The following is a 25,870-nucleotide window of genomic DNA, read 5'->3' on the forward strand; positions in this document are numbered from 1 at the left end:
CCGGTCATGCTGTTCCGGGCGCCGTGCGGGATCGCCGGCCCGGCCGGGCGCAGGCGCGCCCGACCGGACAGTCCGCGCAGCCCGGCCGCACAGACCCGGCGCCGGACCGGACCTCAGCCCGGCCGGCCGCCCTCGGGCGGGGGCAGGCGGTCGTCGTACGCGCCGGACCGGCCCGCGTACCGCTCGCCGCGCAGGAACGGCAGCGGGTTCGGGGTGCAGCCGTGCAGGCCGAGTGTCTGCTGCTGCATCACCGGCGCCGGACGCCCCCGCCCCGGGCAGCGCTCGTGCCCGTGACCGAGACGGTGGCCGACCTCGTGGTTGACCATGTACCGGCGGTACGCGGCGAGGTCGCTCCCGTAGGCGGGCGCGCCGAGCACCCAGCGGGCCACGTTCACCACCACCCGCTCCCCGTTGCGGCAGGACGTGTACCGGTCCAGCCCGTCCCCGCACAGGTCGTCGCGCGTACCGGGGGTCGCGAGGTAGACGGTGAAGTCGGCGGGCTCACGGGCGCCGACGCGGCGCAGGGCGGTCCGTCCATCGGTCGTCCAGCCACCCGGTCCGGTGAGGATGCCGGTGACCTCCGCACCGAACTCGGCCGCTGGCAGACCCGTGATGTCGCGCTCCACCGCCACCCGGTAGCGCAGCAGCTTGCCCGTACCCCTTGGGGTGGCCGGCTCGGCGGCGGCGTACCGCCATCGGTTCCCGCCCTCGGCGGGATAGCCGATCCGCGCCGGACGGGACCGGACGGGCGCCGCCGCCGACGCGGCCGGCGCGGCAGCGGACGGCCCGGCCGGCTCGGACAGCGCGACTGCGGGCTGGTCGGCCACCGCCGGTGTGCACCCGGCCAGCGACACCGCCAGCGCGATCACCGCCGCGCCGCCGCGTGCCCGGTCCACGGTCCTGGTCATCTCGTCTCCCCTCGGCGCCCGGTCGGGGGCGCAGGGATGAGGACGGGTGACCCGTCGCGAAAGTTGGTCCGGCGGGGACTCAACCTTTTCCGCTTCCCGCACGTCCCTACCGGGGTGAGAGGTGCAGAGGACCGGCATGGCCCGGGGTGACGCGGAGTTCGTCGAGTTCGCGCGGGCGTCCTCCGCGCGGCTGACGCATGCCGCCTTCCTCATGACCGGCAACCACCACCACGCCGAGGACGCCGCCCAGACCGCGCTCGTGCGCACGTACGCGTCCTGGTCCCGGATCCGCAACGGCGACCCGTACGGCTACGCCCGTTCGGTGCTGGTGAACCACCTCGTCGACACCTGGCGGCGGCCGATCCGCGAGTACCCGAGCGACGACCTCCCGGAGCGGCACGGCGGCGACCTGGCCGAGGAGGTGGCGACGCGGCGGTGGCTGGTCACCGCGCTCGGCACGCTCACCGCGCGGGAACGCGCCGTCGTCGTCCTGCGCCACTACTTCGACCTGCCGGAGGCCCAGGTGGCCCGCGAACTCGACGTGTCCGTCGGCACCGTCAAGAGCACCTCGTCCCGGGCGCTGGAGAAGCTGCGTACCGCAGGTCTGTCCGCGCCCCGACCGCAGGAGACGTGCCGGTGACCGAGATGGACGAGCTGCGCCGCGCGATGCGGGCGACCGAACGGGCCGACGGCCTGGACATCGCGGACATCATGCGCCGGGGACGCCGACTGCGCCGCCGCCGGCGGGTCGGCGCCGGGGTCGCGGCGGCCGTGGCGACGGTCGCGGTGGCGGTCGGGGTCGACGCCGTGGCGACGCGGCCCGGCCCGCCGGACCTCCCGGCCGGGGAGCCGGTCGCCACCGCGTCCACCGGCACTCCCCCACCCACGCCGACCGCCGCGCCGGCCCCGACCGAGTCGCCGCTGCGGCCGCTCGGGACCGTCGTGGACAGCGGCATCCGGTACGGCACCGACGCGCGCGTGTTCTTCATGGTCCCGGTCGACGTGCCGGAACTGCCACGTGTGACGATCGGCCTGGTCGCCGGGCGGCGCGCGCCGGACGGCCACCTGACGTCCGACTTCCTGGTCAACGACGTGTCCGGCAGCGACCGCCGGGCCGGGTTCCACGAGATCGGGTACGACCAGCAGCGGGTGCCCACGGACACGTCGGTACCGACGTTCGGCTACTTCGTCGGCCCGGCGGCACGCATCGTCGGGACAGTCGGCGGCCGGCAGGTCGAGGCGAAGCTCGCCCGGTGGAGCGAGGACCGACAGGTGGTGATCTTCTGGTTCGACCCGGCGACCCTCGCTCCGGGAACCCCGCTCGACGGCATCACCGCCCGAGACCCCCAGGGCCGCCGCCTGTAGCCCGCTCCTTCTCCCCTCCCTCTCCCGTCCCCTCCCCCCGGTGATCAAGGAGTTTGCGGACTGATACGGCCCTGATGAGGACACAAAATCCTTGATCACCGGGGTCAGGGGGTCGAGGCGTGAGAGCGGATTCCGCCCTCGGACTGCTTGATTCGCCGACCCGAGCCGCCCGTAGATCTTGGTACGGAACGGCCCCCATGAGGGCGCTCTCGTACCAAGATCTACGGCTGCTCCCGGGATGCGGACCACGCATCTCAGGTGATGGGGACACGACGCGCCTGGGACCGGCCCTCGTCGGCGATCTTGCACTTTCTGCCCGTTCAGATGGGACATCTGCGACATCGACAGGGCCGCAAGTGCAAGATCGCGGGGGGCGGGCGGGGAGCGGCCCCGGGAGCGGGCGGGGTGGGAGGGGGTGGGAGGGGGGCCGTGGGGTGGGGGTGTGAGGATCGGGGGCATGCGTGCGGTGGTGTTCGAGCGGTTCGGGGTGCGGCCAGAGGTCCGGGAGGTGGACGACCCGGTGCCGGCGCCGGACGGGGTGGTCGTCCGGGTCGGCGCGACCGGCCTGTGCCGCAGTGACTGGCACGGCTGGCAGGGCCACGACCCGGACATCCAAGTGCCACACGTACCGGGGCACGAGTTCGCCGGTGTCGTCGTGGCGGCCGGCGCGGACGTACGCGGGTGGCGGCCCGGCGACCGGGTGACCGCGCCGTTCGTCTGCGCGTGCGGGCGGTGCCCCTCGTGTCTCGCGGGTGACCAGCAGGTCTGCGAGCGGCAGACCCAGCCGGGCTTCACCGGGTGGGGCTCGTTCGCCGAGCTGGTCGCGGTGCGGCACGCCGACGTGAACCTGGTCCGGCTGCCGGACGAGCTGGACGAGGCGGCAGCCGCCGCGCTCGGCTGCCGGTTCGCCACCGCGTTCCGGGCCGTCGTGGCGCAGGGCCGGGTGGCGGCGGGCGAGTGGGTCGCAGTGCACGGCTGCGGCGGCGTCGGCCTGTCCGCGGTCATGGTCGCGGCGGCGAGCGGCGCGCGGGTGGTGGCCGTCGACGTGTCGCCCGGCGCGCTGGAGCTGGCCCGCCGCAGCGGTGCCGCGGTGTGCGTGGACGCGAGCACGCTCGGCGGTCCCGGCGAGGTGGCCGCCGCGATCCGGGAGGCCACCGGTGGGGGTGCCCACCTGTCGCTGGACGCGCTCGGCAGTCACGCCACCTGCGTGGCGTCGATCGAGGGCCTGCGCCGGCGCGGCCGGCACGTGCAGGTCGGGCTGCTGCCTGACGCGCAGGGCCGGCCCGCGCTGCCGATGGACCTGGTGATCGCGTACGAGCTGGAGCTGCGCGGCAGCCACGGCATGCCGGCGCACGCGTACCCGGAGATGCTGCGGCTGGTCACCGCCGGGGTGCTGCGCCCGGCCGAGCTGGTCACCCGCACCGTCGACCTGGACGCCGCGCCGGATGCGCTGGCCACCATGGACCGGCCGGCCACGGCCGGGATGTGCCTGATCCGTCCCTGAACGGGCACGGGCCGGCCCGGCGCCGGGAGACCCGGCGCGGACCGGCCCGCGAGCCTGCCCGGTCAGTCGGTGACGGTCACCGTGACGGTACGGGGCGGCTGCTGGTACTGCCCCCGGTTGTCCATGCCGCGGATCGTCACCGTGTACGTGCCGGCCGGGATCACCGGCGACGTGTACGCGAAGTTCGATCCCGGCGAGCCCGGGCTGGTGAGGAACGTGGCGATCCACGGCCAGCTGGTCGGCGCGCCCGCCCGGCCGAACGTGCCGGCCGAGTTCATGCCCTGCCCGGCGCTGTTGCCGATCTGCACCTCGACCTTCTGCATCCCGCCGTCGTCCACCGCCCGGCCGGTGATCACGATCCGGCCCCCGGTGTACGCCTGCCCGTCGACCGGCGTGATGCTCGGCTCCAGCGTCGGGTCGGTGTCACCCGGGTAGACGAGGTACCGGGCGGTCGCGCCGTTCGTCGAGTTGTCCTGCTGACCGGCGGTGTCCACGGCCCACGCCTCGACGCTGTACGTGCCGCGCGTGGGCAGGTCGATCGAGAGCGTGAACGCGGTGCTGGTCGCACCGGGCGCGGCGAGCGTCGCGTCGACCGTGGCGAACGCGGCGGCCATCGTGCCGTTCGGCTGCACGTACCGGCCGGTGTCCAGGTCACGCAGCGCGATCCGGACCGCCCGCACACCCTTGTCGTCGGTCGCCGTGCCGGCCAGGTCCAGGTGCAGCTGGTCGATGTCCTGGTTGGTGCCGGTGAAGCCGAGCAGCCCGTTCGGGAAGGCGTCGCCCGGCACCTGGGCGGTGACGGTGAGCCGGCCCATGTTGGTGCTGGACGTGGTCAGGCCGAGCCTGTCGGTCGCCCGTACCCGGAAGTCGTAGACGCCCGGGGTGAGCGGCACCGTGGTGAACGACCAGTCGAACGTCGCGGCGTCGAGGTTGGTCGGGGAGATCCGGTGGTAACCGGCGACCGAGTCGGCGCCCCACGTACCGTCGCTGGCGAGCGCCTCGCGGGTGGTGTTGTTGCGCAGGTAGATCTCGACCGACTTGAGCGCGTCGTCGTCGCTCGCCGTACCGGCGAACGTGACGGTGCCGCCGGGCGCGACGGTGAACGGCACGGCGTTGCCCGGCGGCGTCATCGCCACCGGCGAGGTGATCGCCACCGTCGGCGGTACGCCGTTCGCCGAGACGGTCCAGTCGCGGGTGTCGCCGCGCAGGTCGCTCTGCCCGGTCGTGTCGACGGCGGTGGCGGTCATCTTCCACTGTCCCTCGGTGGGCAGCGTGACCTCGTACTGCCAGGTGGTGGACGTCGCGCCGATCACGTCCGGCTCGCCGCGGAAGGTGTTGTAGACGGCGGCGACGGTCCCGTCGTCCTGCAGGTACCGGTTGTCCGGGGTGCGGAACGAGTAGATCAGCGAGTTGACGCCCTTGTCGTCGGTGGCGGTGCCGGAGGCCACGAACGTCTGCGTGGCGACCAGGCCGGCCGACGGCGAGCTGATCCGGGTCGTCGGCGGCAGGTCGTCGAAGCGGAACGCCTCGATCTTCTTGACCGCCTTGGTGGTGTCGCCGGCCCCGTTGCGGTCGAACGTCTTGGCCTGCAACTGGTAGACCCCCGCGGGCAGCGTCACCGGCAGGCTCCACGTGGTGGAGGTGGCGTTCGGCGCGGCGACGGTGGTGTTGATCGCCTTGAACGCGCCCCAGGTGGTCAGGTCGGCCTGGAGGTACTTGCCGCTGTTGCGGTCCTGGATCTCCAGCTGGACCCGGGCCACGCCGGCCGGGGCGAGCGCCTGGCCGCTGATCGTGAACGACTCGCCCGCAGGCTTCACCGCGCCCTCGATCGGCGTGGTGATGGTGGTGTCCAGCGCCGCCGGCTTGGGCTCCTTGGAGAGGTCGAAGAAGGCCACCCGGCCGGTGGTCTTGCCGCCCTTGACGTTGCCGTCGCCGCCGACGAGCAGGCCGCGCGAGGTGGCGAGCATCGCCTTCTCACCCTCGTACGAGTTGGAACCGGGGTTCCACTCCAGGGCGGTGCCGGTGAGCGGGTCCAGCGCGCCGAGGTGGTCGCGGCGGACCACCTGGTCGCCGAGGCCGTAGCCGCTGAGCCCCTGGCCGGTGCCGTAGCCGACGTTGTCCAGGCCGGGCCACGGCACGTTCGACGTGGGCGACTCCTGCCAGCTGAAGTGACCGCCGACGTAGACGGCGGTGTCGGTGATCGCCACCGAGTAGATGCTGTCGAAGTGCCGGGAGATCCACAGCGGCTCGACGTGGTCGTTTCCGGTCAGCGAGTACGCGATGGCGGTGTCGTTGATCGGCGGACGGTCACCGCCGGAGCCGCTGGTGACCACGAAGTACGAGTCGTCCGGGGCGATGTCACCGGCGAAGACCCGCTGGATGCCGCCGACGAAGGAGAGGTTGTCCTCCCACAGCCGGGTACGCCAGGGCAGCAGCGCCTTGCTGGCCGTACCGATGAGCGCCACGCCGTAGCGGTCCTGGCCGGCGATCTGGCGGCCGGTGTGCACGACCAGCAGCTTGCTGCGGTCGTGGGTGAGCTTGAGCTGCTGCACGGTGAGCATGCCGCCGACGCCGATGCCGCCGGTCAGCGGCAGGTTGAAGCCGGTGTCGACGGCGCCCGTGTTGGGGTTGAGCGCGGCCAGGCCGCTGCGGCTGACCCCGTTGACGGTGGCGAACTGACCGCCGACGTAGACCGCGTTGCCGCTGACCGCGAGCGCTGTGGCCCGCGCGTTGGCGGTGGCGGTGAACGCGGCGATCGGCGCGCCGGTGGTCGGGTTCAGCCGGGCGATCTTGCGCTTGGTGACGCCGTTGATGGTGTTGAACGCGCCGGCGATGTAGAGCGACGAGCCGTCCGGCGACGCCTCCACCGCGGCGACCGCGCCGTCGATGACCGGCTTGAACCCGGTGTCCACCTTGCCGGTGTCCAGGTTGTACGACGCCAGGGACCGCTGCGCGATGGTGGACCCGCCGACGTTCGCGATCGAGGTGAACGTGCCGGCGATGAAGACGCGGTTGCCGATCACCTCGATGTCGGTGATCTCGCCGTTGGTGATCCGCGGCGTGTCGGTGCGGGGCGTGGTCGGCATCAGCCGGGTGTCCCCGGGGGTGACCAGCGCACGGGTCGCGGTGGTGCGCGCGGCGCCGAGCGCGGCGCTGCTTCCGGTCGCCTGTGCGCCGGTGTGGCCGGCCACGCCGGCGTCCCGCACGGTGACGGTGGCGGCGAGCGCCGGCACTCCCGCCACCACGATCGCGCCGGCGGCGAGCACCGCCACCGCGCGAAGCCAAACTCGCATCGAGACAACTCTCCCTGTCCGCCGGGACGGCCCCCTCGGGTGATTCCCGAGTCCCCTCCGTCCGCGTGCCGGACGCCACCGTAGGAGGCAAAGACTTCTCGCGATACGTGCCGCACCGGTAATCGACCGGTCGCCATCAATTCCGGCCACACCGGCAGCGCGGCTCCACCGATCGGGTCACCGGCTGTCACCGTCCGGCCGTGCGCCCGCCCGGTCCGCGACGTGCGGTCTTCCACAGCGGAACCGAGGGGTGGGTCAGTCGCCCCGTACCCGGGGGTGGCGGTGGTCGGTGAGCCGCAGGCCGACGCCGCGTACCGCCGCGATGGTGACGCCGGTGCCCAGTTCGTCGAGCTTGCGGCGCAGCCGCTTGACCAGGGACTGCACGTCGGCCCGGCCGTGTGTCGGCGCGTCGCGCCAGACCGTGTGGTGCAGTTCGGCGTAGCTCCACACCCGTACCGGCTCGGCGGTCAGGCAGGTCAGCAGGTCACGCTCCAGCCGGGTCAGGGCGGTCTCGCGGTTGCCCCACCGGGCGGTCGACCGGGCCGCGTCGATCACCAGCGCGCCGTCCGGCGCGGGCCTGTCCCGGGGTACGGGCCGGGCCGGCGCGCCGGCCGGGGCCGGCGCGTCCGTGATCAACTCGCGTAGCTCGTCCAGATCGGCGACCATCAGAAGGGGCGCGACGCCGTCCAGCAGCTCGGTCAGCCGCAGCCGCTCGGCCGGGGACGACGTCACCCCGATGACGAGCGAGAAGGGGTGCTCCGGCGGGTCGGTGCCGGAGTTCGCCGCGTTCGTGCCGTCAGTCGTCACCGCGCCCCACCGTGACAAAAACTGTCAACAGGCCGCCCGATCCGGGGGCCTGTTGGTGACATGTTGCTCACGTACGGTCATTGATCGTTCGTCACTGTCGATCATAGTGTCCACTCAGGCGTCCGGCGCAGACCCGCACGGCGCCTAGGGGGCCTGGGGGGTTCTTTTCACACCGGTGTCGTAGTCGGGAGAGCATGTCTCCTGGCCCTTCTGCCATGGCTCGATCATCCGCGGGTCATCGGAACAGGAGGCAGCACCGATGCTGAGACGTCCACACAGATGGGGCCCGGCCCGGCGGCTGGTGAGCGCGGGCGCGGCCCTGGTGCTCGCGGCCACCGCGCTGGCCGCGACCGGCACGGCGGCACAGGCCGGGACCGGCGCGGGCGCGTCGGCCGGCGACAAGATCCGTCCCGAACTCACCCGCCAGCTCCAGGGCAAGAGCGAGGGCGACTTCTGGATCCACTTCGGCGCCAAGGCGGACCTGAGCAAGGCCGCCGCGATCAAGGACTGGAACGAGCGCGGCGCCGCCGTCGCCGCGGCGCTGAAGAAGACCGCCGCCGACAGCCAGTCGAAGATCCGCGCCGAGCTGGACCGCTCGGGCACGAAGTACCAGACCTTCTGGGCGACGAACGCCATCAAGGTCACCGACGGCTCGCTGACCATGGCGCAGAACTTCGCCGCCCACTCCGAGGTGGACGGCCTGTACGCACCGGTGGAGTACAAGCTGCCGGAGACCACCCCGGGCACCGACGAGAAGTCCGCGAACGCCCTGGAGTGGGGCATCGCCAACATCAACGCCGACGACGTCTGGTCCCAGTACGGCGTCAAGGGCGCCGGGATCACCGTGGCCAGCATCGACAGCGGCGTCCAGTTCAACCACCCGGCGCTGGTGAACGCCTACCGGGGCAACAACGGTGACGGCACCTTCGACCACGACTACAACTGGTTCGACGCGGCGGGCGAGTGCGCCACCGCGCCGTGCGACACCGACGGCCACGGCACGCACACCATGGGCACCATGGCCGGCGCCGACGGGGCCAACCAGATCGGTGTCGCCCCCGAGGTCAAGTGGATCGCCGCGAACGGGTGCTGCCCGTCGGACGCCGCGCTGGTCTCCTCCGGGCAGTGGATGCTGGAGCCCACCGACCTCAACGGGCAGAACCCGGACGCCAGCAAGCGACCCAACATCATCAACAACTCGTGGGGCACCACGGCGCCGTCGAACGAGCCGTTCATGGAGGACGTCACCGACGCCTGGACCGCCTCCGGCATCTTCGGCGTCTGGTCCAACGGCAACAACGGCCCGTCCTGCCAGACCAGCGGCTCGCCGGGCAGCCTGGCGAGCAACTACTCGGCCGGCGCGTACGACGTCAACAACAACATCGCCAGCTTCTCGTCCCGGGGCACCGGGCAGAACGGCGAGATCAAGCCGAACATCTCGGCGCCGGGCGTGAACGTGCGCTCCAGCGTGCCGACCAACTCGTACGCCAGCATCAGCGGCACCTCGATGGCGGCGCCGCACCTGGCCGGCGCGATCGCGCTGCTCTGGTCGGCGGCGCCCACGCTGGTCGGCGACGTCACGGCGACCCGCGCGCTGCTCAACGACACGGCGATCGACAAGGGCGACTCGCAGTGCGGCGGCACCACCGACGACAACAACGTCTACGGTGAGGGCCGCCTGGACGCGCTCGCGCTGCTCGCCGCCGCCCCGATCGGGGACAACGGCACGCTGGCCGGCAAGGTCACCGACGCCGCCACCGGCGCCGGGATCGCCGGCGCGACTGTCACCCTGACCGGCCCGGCGGACCGCACGCTGACCACCGGCGCGGACGGGACGTACTCCTCGCTCCTGCCGGCCGGCGACTACCAGGTGGTCGTCTCGGCGTTCGGGTACGCGACCCGCACGCTGTCCGCGACGATCACCGCGAACACGACCACCACGCTCGATGTCGCGCTCACCGCGGTGGCGAGCGTCACGGTCAGCGGTCAGGTCACCGACGGTTCCGGGCACGGCTGGCCGCTGTACGCGAAGGTGAGCGTCGAGGGCACGCCGATCTCCGACTACACGACGCCGTCGACCGGCCGCTACAGCCTGTCACTGCCGTCCGGGGCGACGTACCGGCTCACTGTCGAGCCGCAGTACGCCGGCTACCTGACCACCACCAAGGAGGTCACCGTCGGCACGGCCAACGTGACCGCCAACATCGCGGTGCAGGCGAACCCGGAGGCGTGCACCACCGCCCCCGGCTACACCGTCAGCTCCGACGGCGAGTACGAGACGTTCGACGGCACCGGTGTCCCGGACGGCTGGACCGTGGTGGACAACGCCGGCACCGGCCAGGTCTGGGAGTTCACCGACGCCGGTGAGCGCGGCAACCTGACCGGCGGCAGCGGCAACTTCGCCATCATCGACAGCGACAACTACGGCAGCGGCGGGCGGCAGGACACGTCGCTGGTCAGCCCGGTGGTCGACCTGACCGGCGTGACCACGCCGGTGATCCGGTTCAACCAGGACTACAACTGGCTCAACAGCGACCGCGCGGACGTCGACCTGAGCCTGGACGGCGGCACCACGTGGAGCAACGTGCTCCGGCAGGCCGCCGACGTGCGCGGCCCGCGGGTGACCGAGGTGCCGATCCCGCAGGCGGCCGGCCAGTCGCAGGTGCGGGTGCGCTTCCACTACTACGAGGCGAGCTGGGAATGGTGGTGGCAGGTCGACAACGTGCTCATCGGCAGCAAGCTCGTCTGCAAGCCGGTGAACGGCGGCCTCGTCCTCGGCCACGTCCGCGACAAGAACGACAACGGCTACGTCAACGGCGCCACGGTGACCAGCAAGGACCGCCCGGCGGAGAAGGCCACCACGGTCGCCACGCCGGACGACACCGAACTGCCCGACGGCTTCTACTGGATGTTCTCGTCGCTGACCGGGACGCACCCGTTCACCGCCGCCGCCGGCAACTACGTGAGCCAGACCAAGCAGGTGGCGGTCGAGGAGGACTGGGCCACCACGGCCAACTTCCAGCTCGCCGCCGGCCGGCTGTCGGTGAAGCCGACCTCGATCACCGGCACGGTCCGGATGCCCAGCGGGAAGGTCAGCAAGACCTTCACCGTGACCAACACCGGCGGGGCCCCGGTCACCGCCGAGTTCGGTGAGCGCGACGGCGGGTTCGTGCTGCAACGGGCCGACGGCTCCCAGCTGTCCGAGCAGGCGCTGCTGGGCTCCACCGGCGCGCCGGTCCAGCGGCTGACCGCCGCCACGTCGTTCGCGGCGCGCTCGTCCGGCAAGTCGTCGAACGCGATCACCGCCGCCGCACCCCAGGCGGACCCCTGGACCACCATCCCGGGCTACCCGGCGAACGTGATGGACAACCGGGTCGTCAACGTCGACGGCACCGTCTACTCCATCGCCGGTGGCGACGGCACCGCGTCGAGCGCCAAGAACTACAGGTACGACCCGATCACCCAGACGTGGACCGGCATCGCCGACCTGCCGGGCGCGCGTAACGCCATGACGGTCGGCGTGATCGACGGCAAGATCATCGCCACCGGTGGCTGGGGCGCCGCCGGTCCGGACGCCGCCACCTTCTCGTACGACCCGGCGGCGAACACGTGGACCCGCAAGGCCGACAACCCGGCGCCGCGCGCGGCGGCCGGCCAGGCGGTCGCGGGCGGCAAGCTGTACGCGATCGGCGGCTGCACCACCGCGAGCTGCACGCCGATGGCCAACTCGGTGGTGCGGTACGACCCGGGCGCCGACGCCTGGGAGACGCTGCCGGCGTACCCGAAGTCGGTGGCGTTCCTGTCCTGCGGCGGGATCGACGGCACCGTCTACTGCACCGGCGGCAACGACGGAACCACATCGCAGAAGGTCGGTTACGCCTTCGACCCGGGTGCGGGAGCCTGGACCGCCATCCCGGACGCGCCGGCCGACAGCTGGGCCGCCTCGTACGCGGTCGCCAACGGCAAGCTCCTGGTCGTCGGCGGGTCGCAGGGTGGCGCCATCACCAACGCCGGCTTCGCCTTCGACCCGGCGACCGACTCGTGGGCCAACCTGCCCAACGCCAACGCCCCCCGCTACCGGGGTGGCGCGGCCTGCGGGTTCTACAAGGTCGGCGGTTCGTCGGGCGGCTTCACGGCCACCAAGGACAGCGAGGTCCTGCCCGGCTTCGGCGAGTGCGCCGAGGGCGCGGCCGACGTGAGCTGGCTGACCGTCGACAAGTCGAAGGTCACGCTGGCGCCGGGCGAGAAGGTCACCGTCACGGTCGGCATGACCGCGAACGTCGACCAGCCCGGCACGTACTCCGCGTCCGTGGTGATCAAGGAGAACACCCCGTACACGGTGGAGCCGGTGGCGGTCACCATGATCGCGCAGCCGCCGACCACCTGGGGCAAGCTGTCCGGCACGGTCTCCGGCAAGAGCTGCCAGGGCGCCACCGCGCCGCTGGCGGGCGTGACCGTGCAGGTCGACTCCTGGGCGAACTCGTACACGTTCACCACCGACGCCGAGGGCCGGTACGCCTACTGGATGGACCGGCGCAACAACCCGCTGACGCTGATCGTCGCGAAGGACGGCTGGAAGCCCCAGACGCGCCAGACGAAGATCAACAGCAGCACGCCCACCGTTGAGGACTTCACCCTCTCCCCCACCCGCTGCTGACCCAGCACCCGAAGGACGGCCCGCCCGGCGCACACACACCGGGCGGGCCGCCCCACGTTCCCGGCGATCTTGCACTTACCGCCCCGGCAAGGCACACAAATACCCCACCCCGAGGGACGCAAGTGCAAGATCGACGGCGAGAAGGGGGGGCGTCAGGGAGTGAGGCGGAAACCTACGCCTCGCACCGCGTGGATCGTCGCGGGGGCATCCAGGCGGCCCAGCTTGCGGCGGAGGCGGCGTACCACGGAGTGCATGTCGGAGCGCCGCCCGAGGTGGTCGTTGCCCCAGACGGCGCGGTGCAGCCGGGCGTACGTCCACACCTGGCCGGGCGTGCCGGTCAGACAGACGATCAGGTCGTGCTCCAGCGGCGTCAACCCGATCTCCCGCTCCCGCCAGCGCAGCACCCGCCGGTCGGAGTCGACGGCCAGATCCCGTCCGGGCGGCTCGGCCGGCGCCTCGTCACTCGCGGGCGGGTGCGGCGCCGGGGCGAGCGCGGGCCGGCGTACCAGGTCCAGGAAGCGGCGGGCCTGATGGGCGCTGGACACGATCAGGAACGACTCGGTGCCGCCGAGCAGTTGGGCGAGCTGTCGGCGCTCGGCCGACGAGGACGCGATGCCGATGACCAAGGACGGGAGCCCTGTCATCCGTTCCCACCTTTCCGGCAGGCCGAACCACAACGCCGGGCGGTCGCCAGGCACGACGTTGCGGAGGCACCTGGCTTGCGGAGTTCGACCCGAGGGGTGTGGGAGCTGCAGTTTCGTGAGGCTTCGGGGTGAACTACCGGGATCATATAGCCGAGCACCGATGATTGGTATAGCAGTTAACGTCGATGTAACTGCCTGCAACAAGGTGTTCGAGGCAAATTGCGCGGGCCGCGCGCGTACCGATGAGAGCCGGGACGTACGGCGGTCCAATGCGTGTGATCACGCACATGCTCTGCCTGGCCGACGGGACGCCGACCCGCGCGGACATCGCGGCCCGCTGCGCCGAACTGGCCGAGGCGCTGCGCGGCCGCGACCGGGGCGTGGTGGTGTGCGACGTGTCCGCGGTGACCGCGCCCGACCTCGTCACGGTCGAGGTGCTGGCGCGGATGCGCCTGACCGCCCGGCGGCTCGGCTGGCGGATGGAGGTACGCGGCGCGGGCGACGACCTACGCGAGCTGGCCGGCCTGCTCGGGCTGGCCGGCGCCCTCCTCCAGCCGGGCGGGCAGCCCGAACAGCGGGAACAGGCGGTCGACGTCGAGGAAGTTGTTGAGCGACGTGATCCGGCCGCCGGAGACGCCGATCACGATCAGCGCCCAGGGCACGTGGCCTGAGCCGTCGGGGTCGCGCCGGTAGTGCCCGAACGCCGGCATCCCGTTGGCCGCGGTCGGCACCAGGCGGGAGCCGCGGCAGCCGCTGCCGGTGCCGGCCATCCACGCCGCGATGTGCTCCGGGCCGCGCAGCCACAGCGGCAGCGGCGGCATCGACAGCGTCGCGTCCTCGTGCAGCAGCGCGGTGAGCGCCGCCAGGTCGTACGCCTCGAAGGCGCGCACGTAGCGGGCGAGCAGCGCCTGCTGCTCGGTGTCCAGCGGCCGGCGCACGTCGGCCTCGGTGTCGGCCGAGGCGATCGTGGCGCGCGCCCGTTGCAGCGCGCTGTTGACGCTCGCCACCGACGTGTCGAGCAGGTCGGCGACCTCCTGGGCCGACCAGGCCAGCACCTCGCGCAGGATCAGCACGGCCCGCTGCTTCGGCGGCAGGTGCTGCAACGCCGCGACGAACGCCAGCCGGACCGACTCCCGGCCGGCGACCACCTCGGCCGGGTCGGCGACCTCGGGCAGCACCCGGTCGTCGGGCGCCGGGCCGAGCCAGATCTGCTCCGGGCGCGGCTCACCGGGGTGCGTGGCGGTGCCGCTGCCCGCCGGACCGAGGTCCATCGGCCGGATCCGGCGCTGCGCGCTGGTGGACATGGTGAGGCAGACGTTCGTCGCGATCCGGTAGAGCCAGGTCCGGAGCGCGGACCGCCCCTCGAACTTGTCGAAGTTGCGCCAGGCCCGGACGAAGGTGTCCTGCACCGCGTCCTCGGCCTCGAAGGCCGAACCCAGCATCCGGTAGCAGTAGCCGGTCAGCTCCGACCGGTACGCCTCGAGTTGCGCCTCGACGGGGACGCTCGCCACCTCGCTCACCTGGCTGAAACTAGCCCACATGCTGCGTCGACGCGAGCACGTTCGAGCCCGTGCCGATGAGTACGCCCCACCCGCCCGGTCAAACAGTGGTCAGGTCACCACGTCCGAGGAGCACCGATGACCACAGCGCAGCGCGACGAGACCCACGCCCCGGGGCGGTACGCCGACGTCAACGGCGTGCACCTCTACTACGAGACGCACGGCGAAGGCCGGCCGATGATCCTGCTGCACGGCGGCCTCACCTCGGGTGAGATGTTCGCGCCGATCCTGCCCGCGCTGACCGCGAAGCACCAGGTGATCCTGGTGGACCTGCAGGGGCACGGCCGCACCGCCGACGTGGACCGGCCGCTCGACATGGCGCTCATGGCCGACGACGTCGCCGCGCTGATCGACCTCCTGGGCCTGGACCGGCCGGACGTGGTCGGTTTCTCCCTCGGCGGCGGCGTCGCCCTGCACACCGCGTTCCGGCACCCGGAGAAGGTCGGCCGGCTGGTCGCGGCGTCCGCGCACATCCGCCGCGACGCCGTCCACCCGGAGTTGCTGGCGCAGCAGGGCCAGGTCAACGCCGCGGCGGCCGAGTACATGAAGGGCACCCCGATGTACGAGCTGTACCAGCGGGTCGCGCCCCGTCCGGAGGACTTCCCCCGGCTGCTCGACAAGATCGGCGAGGCGATGCGGAAGGACTTCGACTTCACCGAGCAGGTGCGCGCCCTGCGGGTGCCGACGCTCGTCGTCGCCGCCGACGCCGACATGGCCCCGCCGAGCCACTTCGTCGAGGTGTTCGGGCTGCTCGACGGCGGTCGGCGTGACGGCGGCTGGACGGGCGAGGGCCGGCCCGCGGGCGGGCACGCGCTGGCGATCCTGCCGGGCCTGACCCACTACGACATCGACCAGTCGCCGCTGTTCGCCGCGGTCACCCTGGACTTCCTCGGCCGGGGCCGCTGACCCCCGCGCGTGTGCCGCGTCCCGTACCGGGGTACCGCTTGCACAGGAGCACCGGTGAGGAGGACGAGATGACCGACCCCAGGTACGCACCGATCGGGCTGGCCGCCGCCGGGCAGCTGGTCCCCGACGACGGACAGACCGGCGGCGGTGAGGTCGTCGGCGCCGACGACGCGGCCGCCGACGCCGCCCGGGCCGGCGCCGACGTGGACCTGTCCCGGGCCGACCGGGACAGCGACGGCACCCCGGTGGGTGCCGCCGACGCCGAGGCCGACCGCCGGCGCGCCGCCGGCGAGTGAACGACCGGTTCCGCCCCGCCATCCGTACGACTGTGGCGGGGCGGAACCGTCCTCAGCCGTCGACCGGCAGTTCCACGTCGGGCAGATGCCCGAGCGCCCGGATCGCGGTCACCGCCGCGTACCCGTCGGCCAGCCAGGCGATGTCGGTGCCGGGGACCGCGCGGACCGCGTTCGCCTCCACCGCCGTACGCACGAAGCCCTCACCGCGCTCGGCGACCGACACCTGCACCTGACCGAACGGGGCCAGCGTCGCCTGACGCAGCCCGGCCACCCGGTCGGCCGGCAGGTCGGGCACGTTGAGGTTGAGCACGGTGCCCGGGTGCGCGCCGGCCAGCCAGGGCAGCAACGTCCCGGCCAGCTCGGCGGCTGTCGACCAGTGGCGGGACTCGTCGTCCACGCTGTCCAGCACCGCGATCGCCGCGCCACCGCTGCCGGCGCTCGCCGCCGCCGCGGTGAGCACGTCGAGCGACACTGCGAGCGCGCGGATGCCGTTGTTGCCGGCGGTCAGCGCCGCACCCACGGTGCCGGAGTGAAGGACCGCGTGGCCCGCGTTCGCGCCCCGGTTGATGCCGGACAGCAGCAGGTCCGGCGCCGGCCCGAACACACCCAGCCCGGCCAGCACCGCGATGTAGGCGGGTGAGGCGGCCACCGCGTACGCGGGCACGTCGGGCAGGCCGTCCAGCTCGGTCTCGCGGAACACCAGACGCCCGTCCTCGGTCACCGCCGACAGCGCCGCGCTCATCCCGCTCGCCTCGGCCTCCGGCGCCGCGACCACCACGTCCATCCCTCGTTCGTACGCGGCCCGGGCCAGCGCGCGGATGCCGGGGGCGTGCACACCGTCGTCGTTCGTCACCAGCACCCGGGGCGGCCGGTCAGCCGTCATGGTCGCCGCCGTCCAGCGGGGTCAGCCGCACCCGGCCGGCCAGTTCGCGTACCGCCTCGGCCCGGCCGGTGCCGAGCCCGTGCCGGGTCACGTTCAGCGCGCCGGCGGCGGCGCCGACGTGCAGCGCCTCCCGCATGTCCCCGCCCCGGGCCAGCACCGCGGCCACCCCGGCGGTCATCGAGTCACCGGCGCCCCGGTGGTCGGCCAGCTCCAGCGGCGGGGCGTGCACAAGCAGCGGCTCGCCGTCCTCCGGCAGCGCCAGCGCCGGCTCCCCGGCCCGGCTGATCAGCACCGTCCGCGCGCCGCGCTCCTGGCAGCGGCGGCCGGCGTCGCGCAGCGCCTCCACGCTGTCGTCCTTGGCCAGGCCGTCGTCGAGCAGCTCCTCGTGGCTGACCTTCAGCACGCTCACGCCGCCGTCGAGCACCGCCTCCAGGTACGGCCCGGACAGGTCGGCCACCACCGTCCCGCCGTTGGCGCTCAGGTCGGCGGCGAGCCGGCGGTAGATGTCCGGGTCCACCACGGCCGGGTCGGCCGGTCCGCTGAGCACGCTGACCGGGGCGCGCAGCCCCTCGGTGAGCGTCACCGTGTACAGCTCGTCGATGTCGTGCCGCACCATGGGCGCGCCCGGGTGCTCGGCGATCTCGGTCCGTTCACCGTCGCGCCGGTCGTGCACGTACCAGCCGGTGCCGGACTCGCGCCGCACCACCCGTACCGTGACGTCCTCGTCGTCGAGCAGCTTGCGGACCGCGTCGCCGACCTCGCCGCCGAGGCCGACGCACATCGTGACCGGTACGCCGAGCGCCGCGATCATCCGGGTCTGCCACACCCCCTGCCCGCCCGGGTGCAGATGCAGCTCGGTCGCCTCGCCCTGCTGCTCGATGGTCACCGTCAACAGCGGGGCCGGGGCGAACACCATCACCTTCTGGTCCATCCGCCAGTGTTGCCCGCTGACCGGCCCCGGTAATCCCCCTGGTCAGCGCGGACGTGCGGCGGCGCGGCGGCGCCGCAGGTACGGCAGCGCGAACAGGTAGAGGCCGCTGATCAGGAGCAGGGCGAGCGGGAGCAGCGGCACGTAGGAGACCCACACGATCGGGTCCTTCTGGGCCAGCGCCACGAACGTGACCACGACGGTCACGGTGAAGGCGATGGAGAACCAGCGGTGCAGCTGACGGATGCGCGTGTCCATGGGTCGACGACCTTTCCCCGGTGGCCGCCCCGGTGGGAGGCCCGTGCCGGAAACGCTAGGTCCGCCCGCCCGCGCGACGCTTCTCGATTCCTGACCGGTCCACGCCGCGCTGCTCCTGGTCAGTCAGCGGCCAGCCCGCGCCGGAGCGGCAGGTCACTCGCGTCCCGCCCGCGCGCTCCGGCGGGGGGCCGCCCGCGCCGCGACGGTCAGACACCCAGGGCGAGATCGGCGACCTCGGCGGCGCAGCCCCAGGACAGCGTCACCCCCGCGCCGCCGTGCCCGTACGCGTGCACCAGCCGCCGGTCCGCCGCGTCCACCTCGACCCGGGGGCCGCCGTGCCGGGCCGGGCGCAGCCCGATCCGCTCCCCCAGCACCGGCGCGTCCGCGAGCTGCGGCACCAGCGCCACACACCGGCGCCGGATCGCCGCCGCCTCCTCCGGGTCGGGGCGGGTGTGTCCCACCCCCGCCTCGTAGGTGCCGCCGAGCACCACGTCGTGGCGGCGCGGGTGCACGTACGTGATGCCTGCCGGGTCGTCCTCGTCGCGGACCGAGACGGTCAGGCCCGGGTTCGCCACCAGCAGGACGTGCCCGCGCGCCGGGTACACGGCCGGGTCGGCGGCGAGGCGGCCGGCGGCCAGGCCGGTCGCGTTCACCACGACCGGCGCGAACTCGTACGCCTCGGCGAGCGTGCCCAGCGCGCGACGGACGACCCGCCCGCCGCCGGCCTCCAGGCGCTGCCGCAGCCAGGTGAGATAGCCGGTCATCTCCACCGACGGGGCGGTGAACCGCAGCAGCGCGGTGTACGGCGGCACCGCCGGCTCGGCCGTCAGATCGCCGCAGGCGTCGGCCCACCAGGGCGGCCCGGCGTAGCGGTGGCGCAGCCACATCCGGGTGGGCCGGTCGACCACCCCCGGCACGCCGTCGGCCGCTTGGCGGCGCAGCTCGGCGTGGGTGTCCCGGGCCCAGCGCAGCACCCGGGGATCCTCCTCGGTGTGGCTCGGGTACCAGACCGCGGCGGCCACCGTCGACACCGTGTCGGCGGGGTCGTGGGCGGTCAGCACGGTGACGTGTGCGCCCCGCCGCTGGAGCGTGAGCGCTGTCGTCATCCCGATCACCCCGCCGCCGACCACCACCACGTCCGCCTTCGTCATGACGCCCATGATGGCGCAGGCCCCGGACGCACGACCGGAGCGGGCGGGCCGCCCAGGGAGGCGACCCGCCCGGCGGGCTTCAGCCCTTCTGGCCGACCCGGTCAACGACCGCGACGGACAGCACCGCGGACGTGCCCGCCTCCCCGCCCACGCCGAGGAACGCGTACGTCCGCGGGTCGAACACCATCACCATCAGGGCCGGGTTCCCCGGGGAGGACCAGCTGACGCCCACACCGGAGCGGCCCGCACCGTCGGTGGCCTTCTCCACCACCTTCAGGCCCGGCGTCGCGGCGGCGGCCTCGAACAGCGCGGCCCGCGACCGTGGCCTCAGGTACGAGTCGTTGAGCAGGAACAGCACGTCCTTGGCGGCGGCGTTGACGTCACCGGGCTCGCCGCTGCGGTGCTTGTCCAGGTAGGCGCGCATCGCGGTGGCGTCGGTGGGCACGGCGGGATCGTAGGCGGGCTCCGGCACGCACGGCTCGGTGCCCGGCATGAGCTGCTGACCCTTGTACCCCTTCGCGCGGCCGTCCCGGCAGCCGGGGAGCACGTATTCCTGTCGGCCGCCCGGCGGGTACTCGACGACCAGGCCGTCCCTGGTCCCGTCCACCGACGCCCAGCTCTCCCGCAGCTCCGCGCCGCCCTGCGAGCGCGTGTAGACGAACTGGTCGGGCCGGGGCTCGACGTCCGGCAGCCGCAACGCCGCCGCCGCCGCGTCGCGCAGCACCTGCCGGGCGTCGGCCCGGGCGGCCGGCGCGCTGCCGCCGATCCGGTCCGGCGCCAGCACCAGCACCGCCGCGAGCGACGCCGCCACCGACGCCGTCGCGACGCCGGCGAGGACCAGCCGCCAGGCCGGCCGTCGCGCCCTCCGAACCGGCGCGGCCTCCGTCGCGGTCAGCGCGCCGACCAACCGGGTACGCGCGGCGCCGAGTCGTTCGCCGGCCGGCAGCTCGGTCTCGTCGCCGAGCCGCTGGAGCAGTCTCATCTCATCCATTGCTCAGTACCTCCTCGATGGTGTCGGCCGGTTCGCCGCCGAGCCGTTCCCGCAGCAGCCGGCGCGCCCGGTTCAGCCGGGACCGCACGGTGCCGACCGGGATGGCCAGCGCGGCGGCGACCTCCTCGTACGTCAGGTCCTCCCAGGCGACGAGCAGCAGCACGTCGCGGTCCCCGTCGGCGAGCCCGGCCAGCGCGTCCAGCAGGTGCCGGCGCAGCGACCGCGCGGTCACCTCGGCGGCTACCCGGTCGGCGGGGGACGCCTCGGACGTCGCCGGGTGGTACGCCTGCCGCAGCCGGTACTCCCGTTCCTCGGTGCGCCGCTGCTGGGCGACGAGGTTCGTGGCGATCCCGTACAGCCAGGGGCGGGCGCTCGGGCAGCCGGTGTCGTACCGGTCCCGGCGCCGGAACGCGGCGAGGAACGTCTCCGCGACCAGGTCGTCAGCGGCCGCGGAGCCGAGGCGGCGCGCCAGGTAGCGGTGGATGTGCGGCGCGTGCCGGTCGAAGATCGCGGCGAAGGTCTCCGGCTCCCGCACGGACCGGGCGACGACCTCGGCGTCGGTGAGCGCGCCGACGTCGACATCCTTCGCCCGTCTCAGTCTTCTCATGCGCGGCCTTTCGGCGAGTGGGGACGTGTCACCTGTTGTCCGCTGCTCGCGTCCGGACGGTTCACGCCCGTGACGGTAGGCCGGTCGGGCGGTCCGTCGTGGACCGTGCGGTCGTACGGGGCGGAATCGCTTTGTCCCTCTCGGTTACGCTCGTGGCGTTTGGCCTTGGGGAGGTCTCATGAGTGCGGATCCTTCGATGAGCGGCGACTTCACCCGCATGCTCGACGCGACGATGGCGGCACTTCGGACGGTCGGTCCGCCGCCGGCGGAGGAGGCGGAGACGCCGGCGGTAGGCGAGGCCGCCAACGGGCAGGTACGCGCCGAGATGGGGCGCGACGGCAAGCTCCAGTCGCTGCACGTCGAGCCGCGGCTGATGCGGCTCGGCTCCGAGGAGCTGACCGCGCACGTCGTCACCGCCGTGAACGCGGCGATCGACGGGCTGCGGACCGGCCCGGCGCCACAGGTCGCGGACATGTCGCAGTTGCGGGAGCAGTTGCAGGAGGTGCGGGACACCGCCGTACCCCGGCTCGGGTCGTTCCTCGACGCGCTCACCGAGGCGCAGGAGCGGCTGGCGCGCGGCGGGCAGCGATGAGCGGCGACGGCTTCGAGGTGCACCCGCCGCTGATCCGGGCCGCCGGGCGCGGCGTCACCGACCTCGCCAAGCGGTTCAACGGCGAGCTGGAGGCGTTCGAGGCGCGGATGCAGGGCTACGGCGAACCGTGGGGCGCCGACGACATCGGCTCGCTGATCGGCATCGCCTACACCGAGGTGGCGAACTACATCTTCGACTGCGTCGGCATGGCGGCCGACGAGTTCACCTCGGCGGGCGCCGACATCACCGGGATGGCCGACGCGTACGAGCGGGTCGACGAGGACGGCGCGGGCACCATGCGCTCGCTGGCCGGCGGGCTGGGGTGAGCCGTGGGACTGCAACTACCCGGTGAGCTGATCACCGCGCTCGGCTGGATCGGCTACACCTGGCCGCAGGCCGACGAGGAGAAGCTCTTCGAGATGGGCCAGGCGTGGCTCGAGTTCGGCGGCCGGATCGGGGCGGCGGCCGGCGAGGCGGACGCGGCGGCCGCGCAGGTCTGGACGCAGAACGTCGGCCCGGCGATCGCCGCGTTCCAGAAGTGGTGGGGCGGCGAGCAGAACGGGCCGCTGGTGCTGCACGACAGCATGCCCGCGGCCATGCTCCTCGGCGCCGGGCTGATCATCTGCGCGGCGATCGTGCTGGCGCTGAAGATCGCGGTGATCGTGCAGCTCGCCATCCTCGCGTTCCAGGTCGCCCAGGCCATCGCCACGGCCGTGGTCACGTTCGGCGCCTCGCTGGCCGAGATCCCGATCTTCCAGATCATCACCCGGGAGATCGTCGGCGCGCTGATCGACCAGGTCATCGGAAGACTGCTCGATGCCTAGCCCGAAACGCGGCCGGGGCGCCGCCGCGAAACCGGCGGCCGGCAAGATCGTCCGCAAGGCGGTCGAGAAGCTGGAGAAGCCGATCGTCCGGGTCACCGGGCCCAACCACAGCCTGCCCACGAAGGTCGTGCGGGTGGAGCGCCGGGACTTCCACGCCACCGCCCAGTTCCGGCGCAAGATGGCCGCGCTGAAGAAGCTCAGCGACTCCGGCAAGCTCTACAAGGCCACCAACCCGGTGCAGCGCGACAAGAGCATCACCGACGGATACAAGGACCGGATCCGGCAAAAGATCTGGGACAAGTACTGGCCGCACGACAAGGACCTCGCCAACCGGCTCAGTCAACGGCTCAGCGACTACCATCCCGACCACGTGTGGGAACTGCAGCTCGGCGGGCCGGACACCGTCGACAACCTCAAGCTGCTGCATGGTAGAACCAACACGGACATCGGCTCCCAGATCTGGGGGCAGATCCAGAATCTGCCGGACGGAACCCCGATCCGAATAGAGGTAGTGGATTGACTTCCGATCTCGCGCAGCTTCTCGCCGAACTCCGCGCCGACCTGGCCGCCGACGAGCCGGCCAGTCTCGCGTACGGGCAGATCGGCGACCCGGCCGACGCCGGTGACGTGCCGGCGGACCTGCCGGCGTGCCTGCGCGACCTGCTGCTCGCCGCCGACGGCCTGCGGGCCGGCGCGTTCGAGCTGGCCTCGGCCGGCCGGCTCGCGGGCGTGCAGTACTTCCTCGACTACGCGCCCGACTTCTCCCCGATCCCGCAGGACAAGACCGGCTGGCTGGTCGTCGGCGCCCGCAGCGACGAGCCGATCTTCCTGGAGCGGGCGACCGGCGCGGTCTGGTACTTCCCGCCGACCGGCACCGAGTGGTTCATGGGCGACGCGTTCGAGGAGCTGGCGCCAGACCTCGACTCGTTCGTGCACTACTACGTGCTCGGCCCCGGCTACGCCGAGCTGGTCACCGACGACGACGGATGGTACGCGTTCCTGGACCGGCAGGGCCTGCTCGACGAGTCGGACGACGTGGACGAGGACGAGGCGCAGCCGTGACCGTCACCCGGGAGCAGCTCACCGCACTCTGGGGTGAGCGGGGCGTCATCTACTTCCCCGACCAGCGTTTCGACGCGATCCTCGGGCCGCTCGGGCCGGAGGTGTTCCCGCCCGACGGGGCGCTGCCGGTCGAGGTGCCGATCCTGTTCACGGTCGACGTCTCGGTACCCGACGTCGAGCTGTTCTCCACGCTGTCGATCGAGCTGGGCGACCAGGGCCCCCGCCCGTACGTCGTGCTGGGCGCCTCCCCGGAGGACCCGGCGTTGCTGTTCTGCCTGGACGCGGGCACCGGCGCGGTGATCCTGCTGGATTTGGAGACACCGAACCTGGAGACGGTGAACAGCACGTTCGCCGCGTTCGTGGAGTTCCTCTACCGGCTCGGGCAGCTCATCGCCACCGACCCGGGCGGGCGGGAGCGGGCCGCGCGCGCGGCGGCGATCCGCGACGACCTGCGCCCGGTCGACCCGGTCGCGTTCGCGGATCCGGAGTCGTGGTGGAACATGGCCTTCGACGAGCTGGAGTCGACCGCCTGACATCAGCCGGCCGCCGCCGGTGCGGGCACCGCCGCACGGCGCGAACGGGTCAGGCCCGCGACGAGCAGCAGGTACGCGGTCAGCTCCACCGCCGCCGTCAGCGCCGCCACCGGCTGCGGCATCGCCGCGGTGGGTGTGATGGCGTACCAGGCGAACAGCGCGGTGCCGTCGGCGTCCAACGGATGCGGCACCGCGGCCAGCGCCGCGTCGAGCAGCGGCAGCGCGAGCACCGCCAGCAGTGCCGCCCCGGTCGCGGCGAGCCGCCGGCCCCGCCCGGCCAGCAGCGCGGCGAGCGCCAGCGCGGCGAGTGCGAGCGCCAGCGGCGGCAGCACCGCGAGGACGAGCGCGGGCACGACGTCGGCCTGGTCGTACCCCGGGCCGTCCACCCGGGTCAGCGTGGTCTCGGTGCGGATCTCCACGACCCGGGTGCTCGCGGCCACGGCAGAGCCGACGTCGGCGACCCGGACGGCCGCGTACCCGACGACGGGCGCGGCGGCGACCGCCGCGGCGATCAGGTGCCGGCGCCGTCCACGGCCCCGGAACGCGACCAGCAGCACCGCCACCGCGACCAGCGCCGCCCAGCTCCCGGCGAACGCCGCGTCGAATCCGGCCGTGACGTCGAAGCCGCTGCCGGGGCCGCCGTACACCAACCAGGCGGCGTCCCCGGCGCCCGGCTCGGCCGGCATGGTGCGGACCGCGTCCACGACCAGCGGTACGAGCGCCGCCGGCACCGCCCAGCGCGGGGCCGGCAGTCCGGCGGCGACGGCGTAGCCGAGCAGCAGCGCCAGGCTCAGCACCTCGGCGCCGCGCCAGAGCGGGGCGGCCACCAGGACGCCGACGACGTGGGCGACGGCGGACACCGCCGCGAGGATCAGCAGCAGCGGAGCGCGACGCACCGGCGGATCCTTTCACGACACACCGGCCCGCCGCGGCCCCGTGATCGTCAGCTCCCGGCCGGCACCTGGTCCTTGACGTCGTCGTAGCCGACCGCGCCCGGCGCCGGCGCCGGGGTGTAGATCACCCGGATCACGCCGGTCGGGTACGCCTCGGTCGCGGCCACCCGCAGGTGGTACGGCGCGTCGCCCTCGTCGAACAGCCGGCGGCCCTTGCGGGCGGCGACCGGGTGCACCAGCAGCCGCAGCTCGTCCACCAGGCCCGCGGCGAGCAGTTGCTGCACCACCGAGATCGACCCGGGGATGAGGATGCCCTTGATGCCGGCGTCGGCCTTGAGCGCGCGCACGGCGTCCACCAGGTCACCCTGGATCAGCTCGGAGTTGCGCCAGGAGAACTCCAGCGGCTGGCGCGAGACGACGACCTTGCGCATGTCGCCGAGCTGCTTGGCGAACGGCGCGTCCTCACCGCCGGCGGCCTCCCGGTCCGGCCAGGCGCCGGCGAAGCTGTCGTACGTCTCCCGGCCGATCAGCAGCACGTCGGAGGTGTCGTAGTCCTCGCCGACGGCGCGGCCCATGTTGTCGTCGAAGTACGGGAAGTGCCAGTCGGGGTCGATCTCGGCGACACCGTCGGCCGAGATGAACAACGTGGAGATGACAGTGGCCATCGCGGTGCTCCCTACCTGTCTGTCTGGGGATGTCGACGGGTGGACCGCCGAGGCTTCGCGAACTCATCGCACCCGCTGTCGATTCTGCGGCCGAAACCCGATGGCCGGTCGCGGCGCGCCGCCGGTACCGTGCCACGACCGTGGCAGAAGGGGGTACGTGATGACGGAGACGACGACGCTGTGGCGCCCGACCGGCCCACGGGAGCTCGACCTCGTCCGCGCCTCCGGCTGGCGGGCCTGGCCGCCGCGGCTGCCGGACCAGCCGATCTTCTACCCGGTGCTCAACGAGCAGTACGCGGTCATGATCGCCCGGGACTGGAACGTGCCGGCGTCCGGCGCCGGCTACGTGACGCGCTTCCACGTCGAGCGCGCGTTCGCCGCCCGCTACCCGGTCCGGCAGGTGGGTGGCCGGGACATCCTGGAGCTGTGGGTGCCGGCCGAGGAGCTCGACGAGTTCAACCGGCACATCGTCGGGCCGATCGAGGTGGTCCACGAGTTCCGGGCGGAGAACCGGCCGGCCTGACCGGCGCCGGGCAGGCGGTCG

General features: G+C 73.2%; 26 protein-coding genes and 1 pseudogene. 14 read left to right on the forward strand and 13 right to left on the reverse strand.

The window, feature by feature from the left end; genetic code table 11:
• Positions 1-113: 113 nt before the first annotated feature.
• Entirely contained in the window at positions 114-908 is a 795-nt protein-coding gene (locus tag ACN27C_RS30125) for a DUF3152 domain-containing protein (protein WP_357797971.1), read from the reverse strand.
• A gap of 136 nt (positions 909-1,044) precedes the next feature.
• On the opposite strand from ACN27C_RS30125, the gene ACN27C_RS30130 reads away from it, so the two are divergent.
• The 3 genes from ACN27C_RS30130 (at position 1,045) to ACN27C_RS30140 (ending at position 3,777) form a co-directional block, all read left to right on the forward strand.
• Entirely contained in the window at positions 1,045-1,548 is a 504-nt protein-coding gene (locus tag ACN27C_RS30130) for a SigE family RNA polymerase sigma factor (protein ID WP_120570767.1), read from the forward strand.
• 5 nt (positions 1,549-1,553) lie between these two features.
• On the forward strand, positions 1,554-2,273 hold the full coding sequence (locus ACN27C_RS30135; protein WP_233585416.1) for a hypothetical protein: 720 nt from the start codon (positions 1,554-1,556) through the stop codon (positions 2,271-2,273).
• Between the two features lie 457 nt (positions 2,274-2,730).
• Entirely contained in the window at positions 2,731-3,777 is a 1,047-nt protein-coding gene (locus ACN27C_RS30140; RefSeq protein ID WP_422749648.1) for a zinc-dependent alcohol dehydrogenase family protein, read from the forward strand.
• 62 nt (positions 3,778-3,839) lie between these two features.
• Here the strand turns inward: ACN27C_RS30140 and ACN27C_RS30145 are convergent, their stop codons facing one another.
• Together ACN27C_RS30145 and ACN27C_RS30150 are read right to left on the reverse strand one after the other, a co-directional pair.
• Positions 3,840-7,070, reverse strand: a complete 3,231-nt coding sequence (locus ACN27C_RS30145; protein ID WP_422749650.1) for an Ig-like domain-containing protein — start codon at positions 7,068-7,070, stop codon at positions 3,840-3,842.
• A gap of 255 nt (positions 7,071-7,325) precedes the next feature.
• A complete protein-coding gene (locus ACN27C_RS30150; protein WP_393157925.1) occupies positions 7,326-7,877 on the reverse strand; it encodes a winged helix-turn-helix domain-containing protein in 552 nt (183 codons plus the stop codon).
• Between the two features lie 259 nt (positions 7,878-8,136).
• On the opposite strand from ACN27C_RS30150, the gene ACN27C_RS30155 reads away from it, so the two are divergent.
• Positions 8,137-12,534, forward strand: a complete 4,398-nt coding sequence (locus ACN27C_RS30155; protein WP_422749653.1) for a S8 family serine peptidase — start codon at positions 8,137-8,139, stop codon at positions 12,532-12,534.
• A gap of 152 nt (positions 12,535-12,686) precedes the next feature.
• On the opposite strand, the gene ACN27C_RS30160 is transcribed toward ACN27C_RS30155, so the two are convergent.
• Positions 12,687-13,178, reverse strand: a complete 492-nt coding sequence (locus ACN27C_RS30160; RefSeq protein WP_120570772.1) for a winged helix-turn-helix domain-containing protein — start codon at positions 13,176-13,178, stop codon at positions 12,687-12,689.
• 287 nt (positions 13,179-13,465) lie between these two features.
• Here ACN27C_RS30160 and ACN27C_RS30165 point away from each other — a divergent pair.
• Positions 13,466-13,654, forward strand: a pseudogene (locus ACN27C_RS30165) (hypothetical protein); the annotation flags it as partial.
• 30 nt (positions 13,655-13,684) lie between these two features.
• Here ACN27C_RS30165 and ACN27C_RS30170 read toward each other — a convergent pair.
• The gene (locus tag ACN27C_RS30170; protein WP_120570773.1) at positions 13,685-14,719 is read right to left on the reverse strand and encodes a sigma-70 family RNA polymerase sigma factor; all 1,035 of its coding nucleotides are present in this window, start codon (positions 14,717-14,719) and stop codon (positions 13,685-13,687) included.
• Positions 14,720-14,815: 96 nt separating this feature from the next.
• On the opposite strand from ACN27C_RS30170, the gene ACN27C_RS30175 reads away from it, so the two are divergent.
• Entirely contained in the window at positions 14,816-15,643 is an 828-nt protein-coding gene (locus ACN27C_RS30175) for an alpha/beta fold hydrolase (RefSeq protein WP_422749655.1), read from the forward strand.
• Between the two features lie 68 nt (positions 15,644-15,711).
• Complete coding sequence (locus ACN27C_RS30180; RefSeq protein WP_120570774.1) at positions 15,712-15,939, forward strand: hypothetical protein; 228 nt, start codon at positions 15,712-15,714, stop codon at positions 15,937-15,939.
• Between the two features lie 52 nt (positions 15,940-15,991).
• Here ACN27C_RS30180 and surE read toward each other — a convergent pair whose 3' ends face one another.
• The 6 genes from surE to ACN27C_RS30210 form a co-directional block, all read right to left on the reverse strand.
• Entirely contained in the window at positions 15,992-16,822 is an 831-nt protein-coding gene (gene surE, locus ACN27C_RS30185) for a 5'/3'-nucleotidase SurE (RefSeq protein WP_422749657.1), read from the reverse strand.
• The gene (locus ACN27C_RS30190) at positions 16,812-17,753 is read right to left on the reverse strand and encodes a 1-phosphofructokinase family hexose kinase (protein WP_422749659.1); all 942 of its coding nucleotides are present in this window, start codon (positions 17,751-17,753) and stop codon (positions 16,812-16,814) included. The genes surE and ACN27C_RS30190 overlap by 11 nt, the downstream gene beginning before the upstream one ends.
• 42 nt (positions 17,754-17,795) lie before the next feature.
• Positions 17,796-18,008, reverse strand: coding sequence for a hypothetical protein (locus ACN27C_RS30195; RefSeq protein WP_120570776.1), 213 nt, complete (start codon positions 18,006-18,008; stop codon positions 17,796-17,798).
• Positions 18,009-18,214: 206 nt separating this feature from the next.
• The gene (locus tag ACN27C_RS30200) at positions 18,215-19,168 is read right to left on the reverse strand and encodes an FAD-dependent oxidoreductase (RefSeq protein ID WP_422749661.1); all 954 of its coding nucleotides are present in this window, start codon (positions 19,166-19,168) and stop codon (positions 18,215-18,217) included.
• 70 nt (positions 19,169-19,238) lie between these two features.
• Positions 19,239-20,150, reverse strand: a complete 912-nt coding sequence (locus tag ACN27C_RS30205) for a CU044_5270 family protein (RefSeq protein ID WP_422749663.1) — start codon at positions 20,148-20,150, stop codon at positions 19,239-19,241.
• On the reverse strand, positions 20,143-20,757 hold the full coding sequence (locus ACN27C_RS30210; RefSeq protein ID WP_120570779.1) for an RNA polymerase sigma factor: 615 nt from the start codon (positions 20,755-20,757) through the stop codon (positions 20,143-20,145). The genes ACN27C_RS30205 and ACN27C_RS30210 overlap by 8 nt, the downstream gene beginning before the upstream one ends.
• A 178-nt stretch (positions 20,758-20,935) precedes the next feature.
• Between ACN27C_RS30210 and ACN27C_RS30215 the strand changes: the two genes are divergently transcribed.
• The 6 genes from ACN27C_RS30215 to ACN27C_RS30240 are packed head-to-tail and all read left to right on the forward strand — an operon-like array spanning position 20,936 to position 23,768.
• A complete protein-coding gene (locus ACN27C_RS30215) occupies positions 20,936-21,349 on the forward strand; it encodes a YbaB/EbfC family nucleoid-associated protein (protein ID WP_422749665.1) in 414 nt (137 codons plus the stop codon).
• Positions 21,346-21,675 (forward strand): hypothetical protein, encoded by a 330-nt coding sequence (locus ACN27C_RS30220; protein ID WP_091423449.1) that lies wholly within the window; start codon positions 21,346-21,348, stop codon positions 21,673-21,675. Before ACN27C_RS30215 ends, ACN27C_RS30220 begins: the two co-directional genes overlap by 4 nt.
• 3 nt (positions 21,676-21,678) lie before the next feature.
• A complete protein-coding gene (locus ACN27C_RS30225; protein WP_350815300.1) occupies positions 21,679-22,173 on the forward strand; it encodes a hypothetical protein in 495 nt (164 codons plus the stop codon).
• Positions 22,166-22,693 carry an endonuclease gene (locus ACN27C_RS30230; RefSeq protein ID WP_120570782.1) on the forward strand — a complete coding sequence of 176 codons (528 nt, stop codon included), beginning with the start codon at positions 22,166-22,168 and terminating at the stop codon, positions 22,691-22,693. The genes ACN27C_RS30225 and ACN27C_RS30230 overlap by 8 nt, the downstream gene beginning before the upstream one ends.
• Positions 22,690-23,235, forward strand: a complete 546-nt coding sequence (locus tag ACN27C_RS30235; RefSeq protein ID WP_422749668.1) for a hypothetical protein — start codon at positions 22,690-22,692, stop codon at positions 23,233-23,235. Before ACN27C_RS30230 ends, ACN27C_RS30235 begins: the two co-directional genes overlap by 4 nt.
• On the forward strand, positions 23,232-23,768 hold the full coding sequence (locus ACN27C_RS30240; protein ID WP_120570784.1) for an SUKH-4 family immunity protein: 537 nt from the start codon (positions 23,232-23,234) through the stop codon (positions 23,766-23,768). Before ACN27C_RS30235 ends, ACN27C_RS30240 begins: the two co-directional genes overlap by 4 nt.
• 2 nt (positions 23,769-23,770) lie before the next feature.
• Here ACN27C_RS30240 and ACN27C_RS30245 read toward each other — a convergent pair whose 3' ends face one another.
• Together ACN27C_RS30245 and ACN27C_RS30250 are read right to left on the reverse strand one after the other, a co-directional pair.
• Positions 23,771-24,664, reverse strand: a complete 894-nt coding sequence (locus ACN27C_RS30245) for a hypothetical protein (protein ID WP_422749670.1) — start codon at positions 24,662-24,664, stop codon at positions 23,771-23,773.
• A 47-nt stretch (positions 24,665-24,711) separates the two neighbouring features.
• A complete protein-coding gene (locus ACN27C_RS30250; protein ID WP_120570786.1) occupies positions 24,712-25,326 on the reverse strand; it encodes a dihydrofolate reductase family protein in 615 nt (204 codons plus the stop codon).
• 160 nt (positions 25,327-25,486) lie between these two features.
• Between ACN27C_RS30250 and ACN27C_RS30255 the strand changes: the two genes are divergently transcribed.
• Positions 25,487-25,849, forward strand: a complete 363-nt coding sequence (locus ACN27C_RS30255) for a hypothetical protein (RefSeq protein ID WP_043325166.1) — start codon at positions 25,487-25,489, stop codon at positions 25,847-25,849.
• Positions 25,850-25,870 lie beyond the last annotated feature (21 nt).

Source organism: Micromonospora sp. WMMD1219 (assembly GCF_049315215.1).
Classification (GTDB): Bacteria; Actinomycetota; Actinomycetes; order Mycobacteriales; family Micromonosporaceae; genus Micromonospora; species Micromonospora tulbaghiae.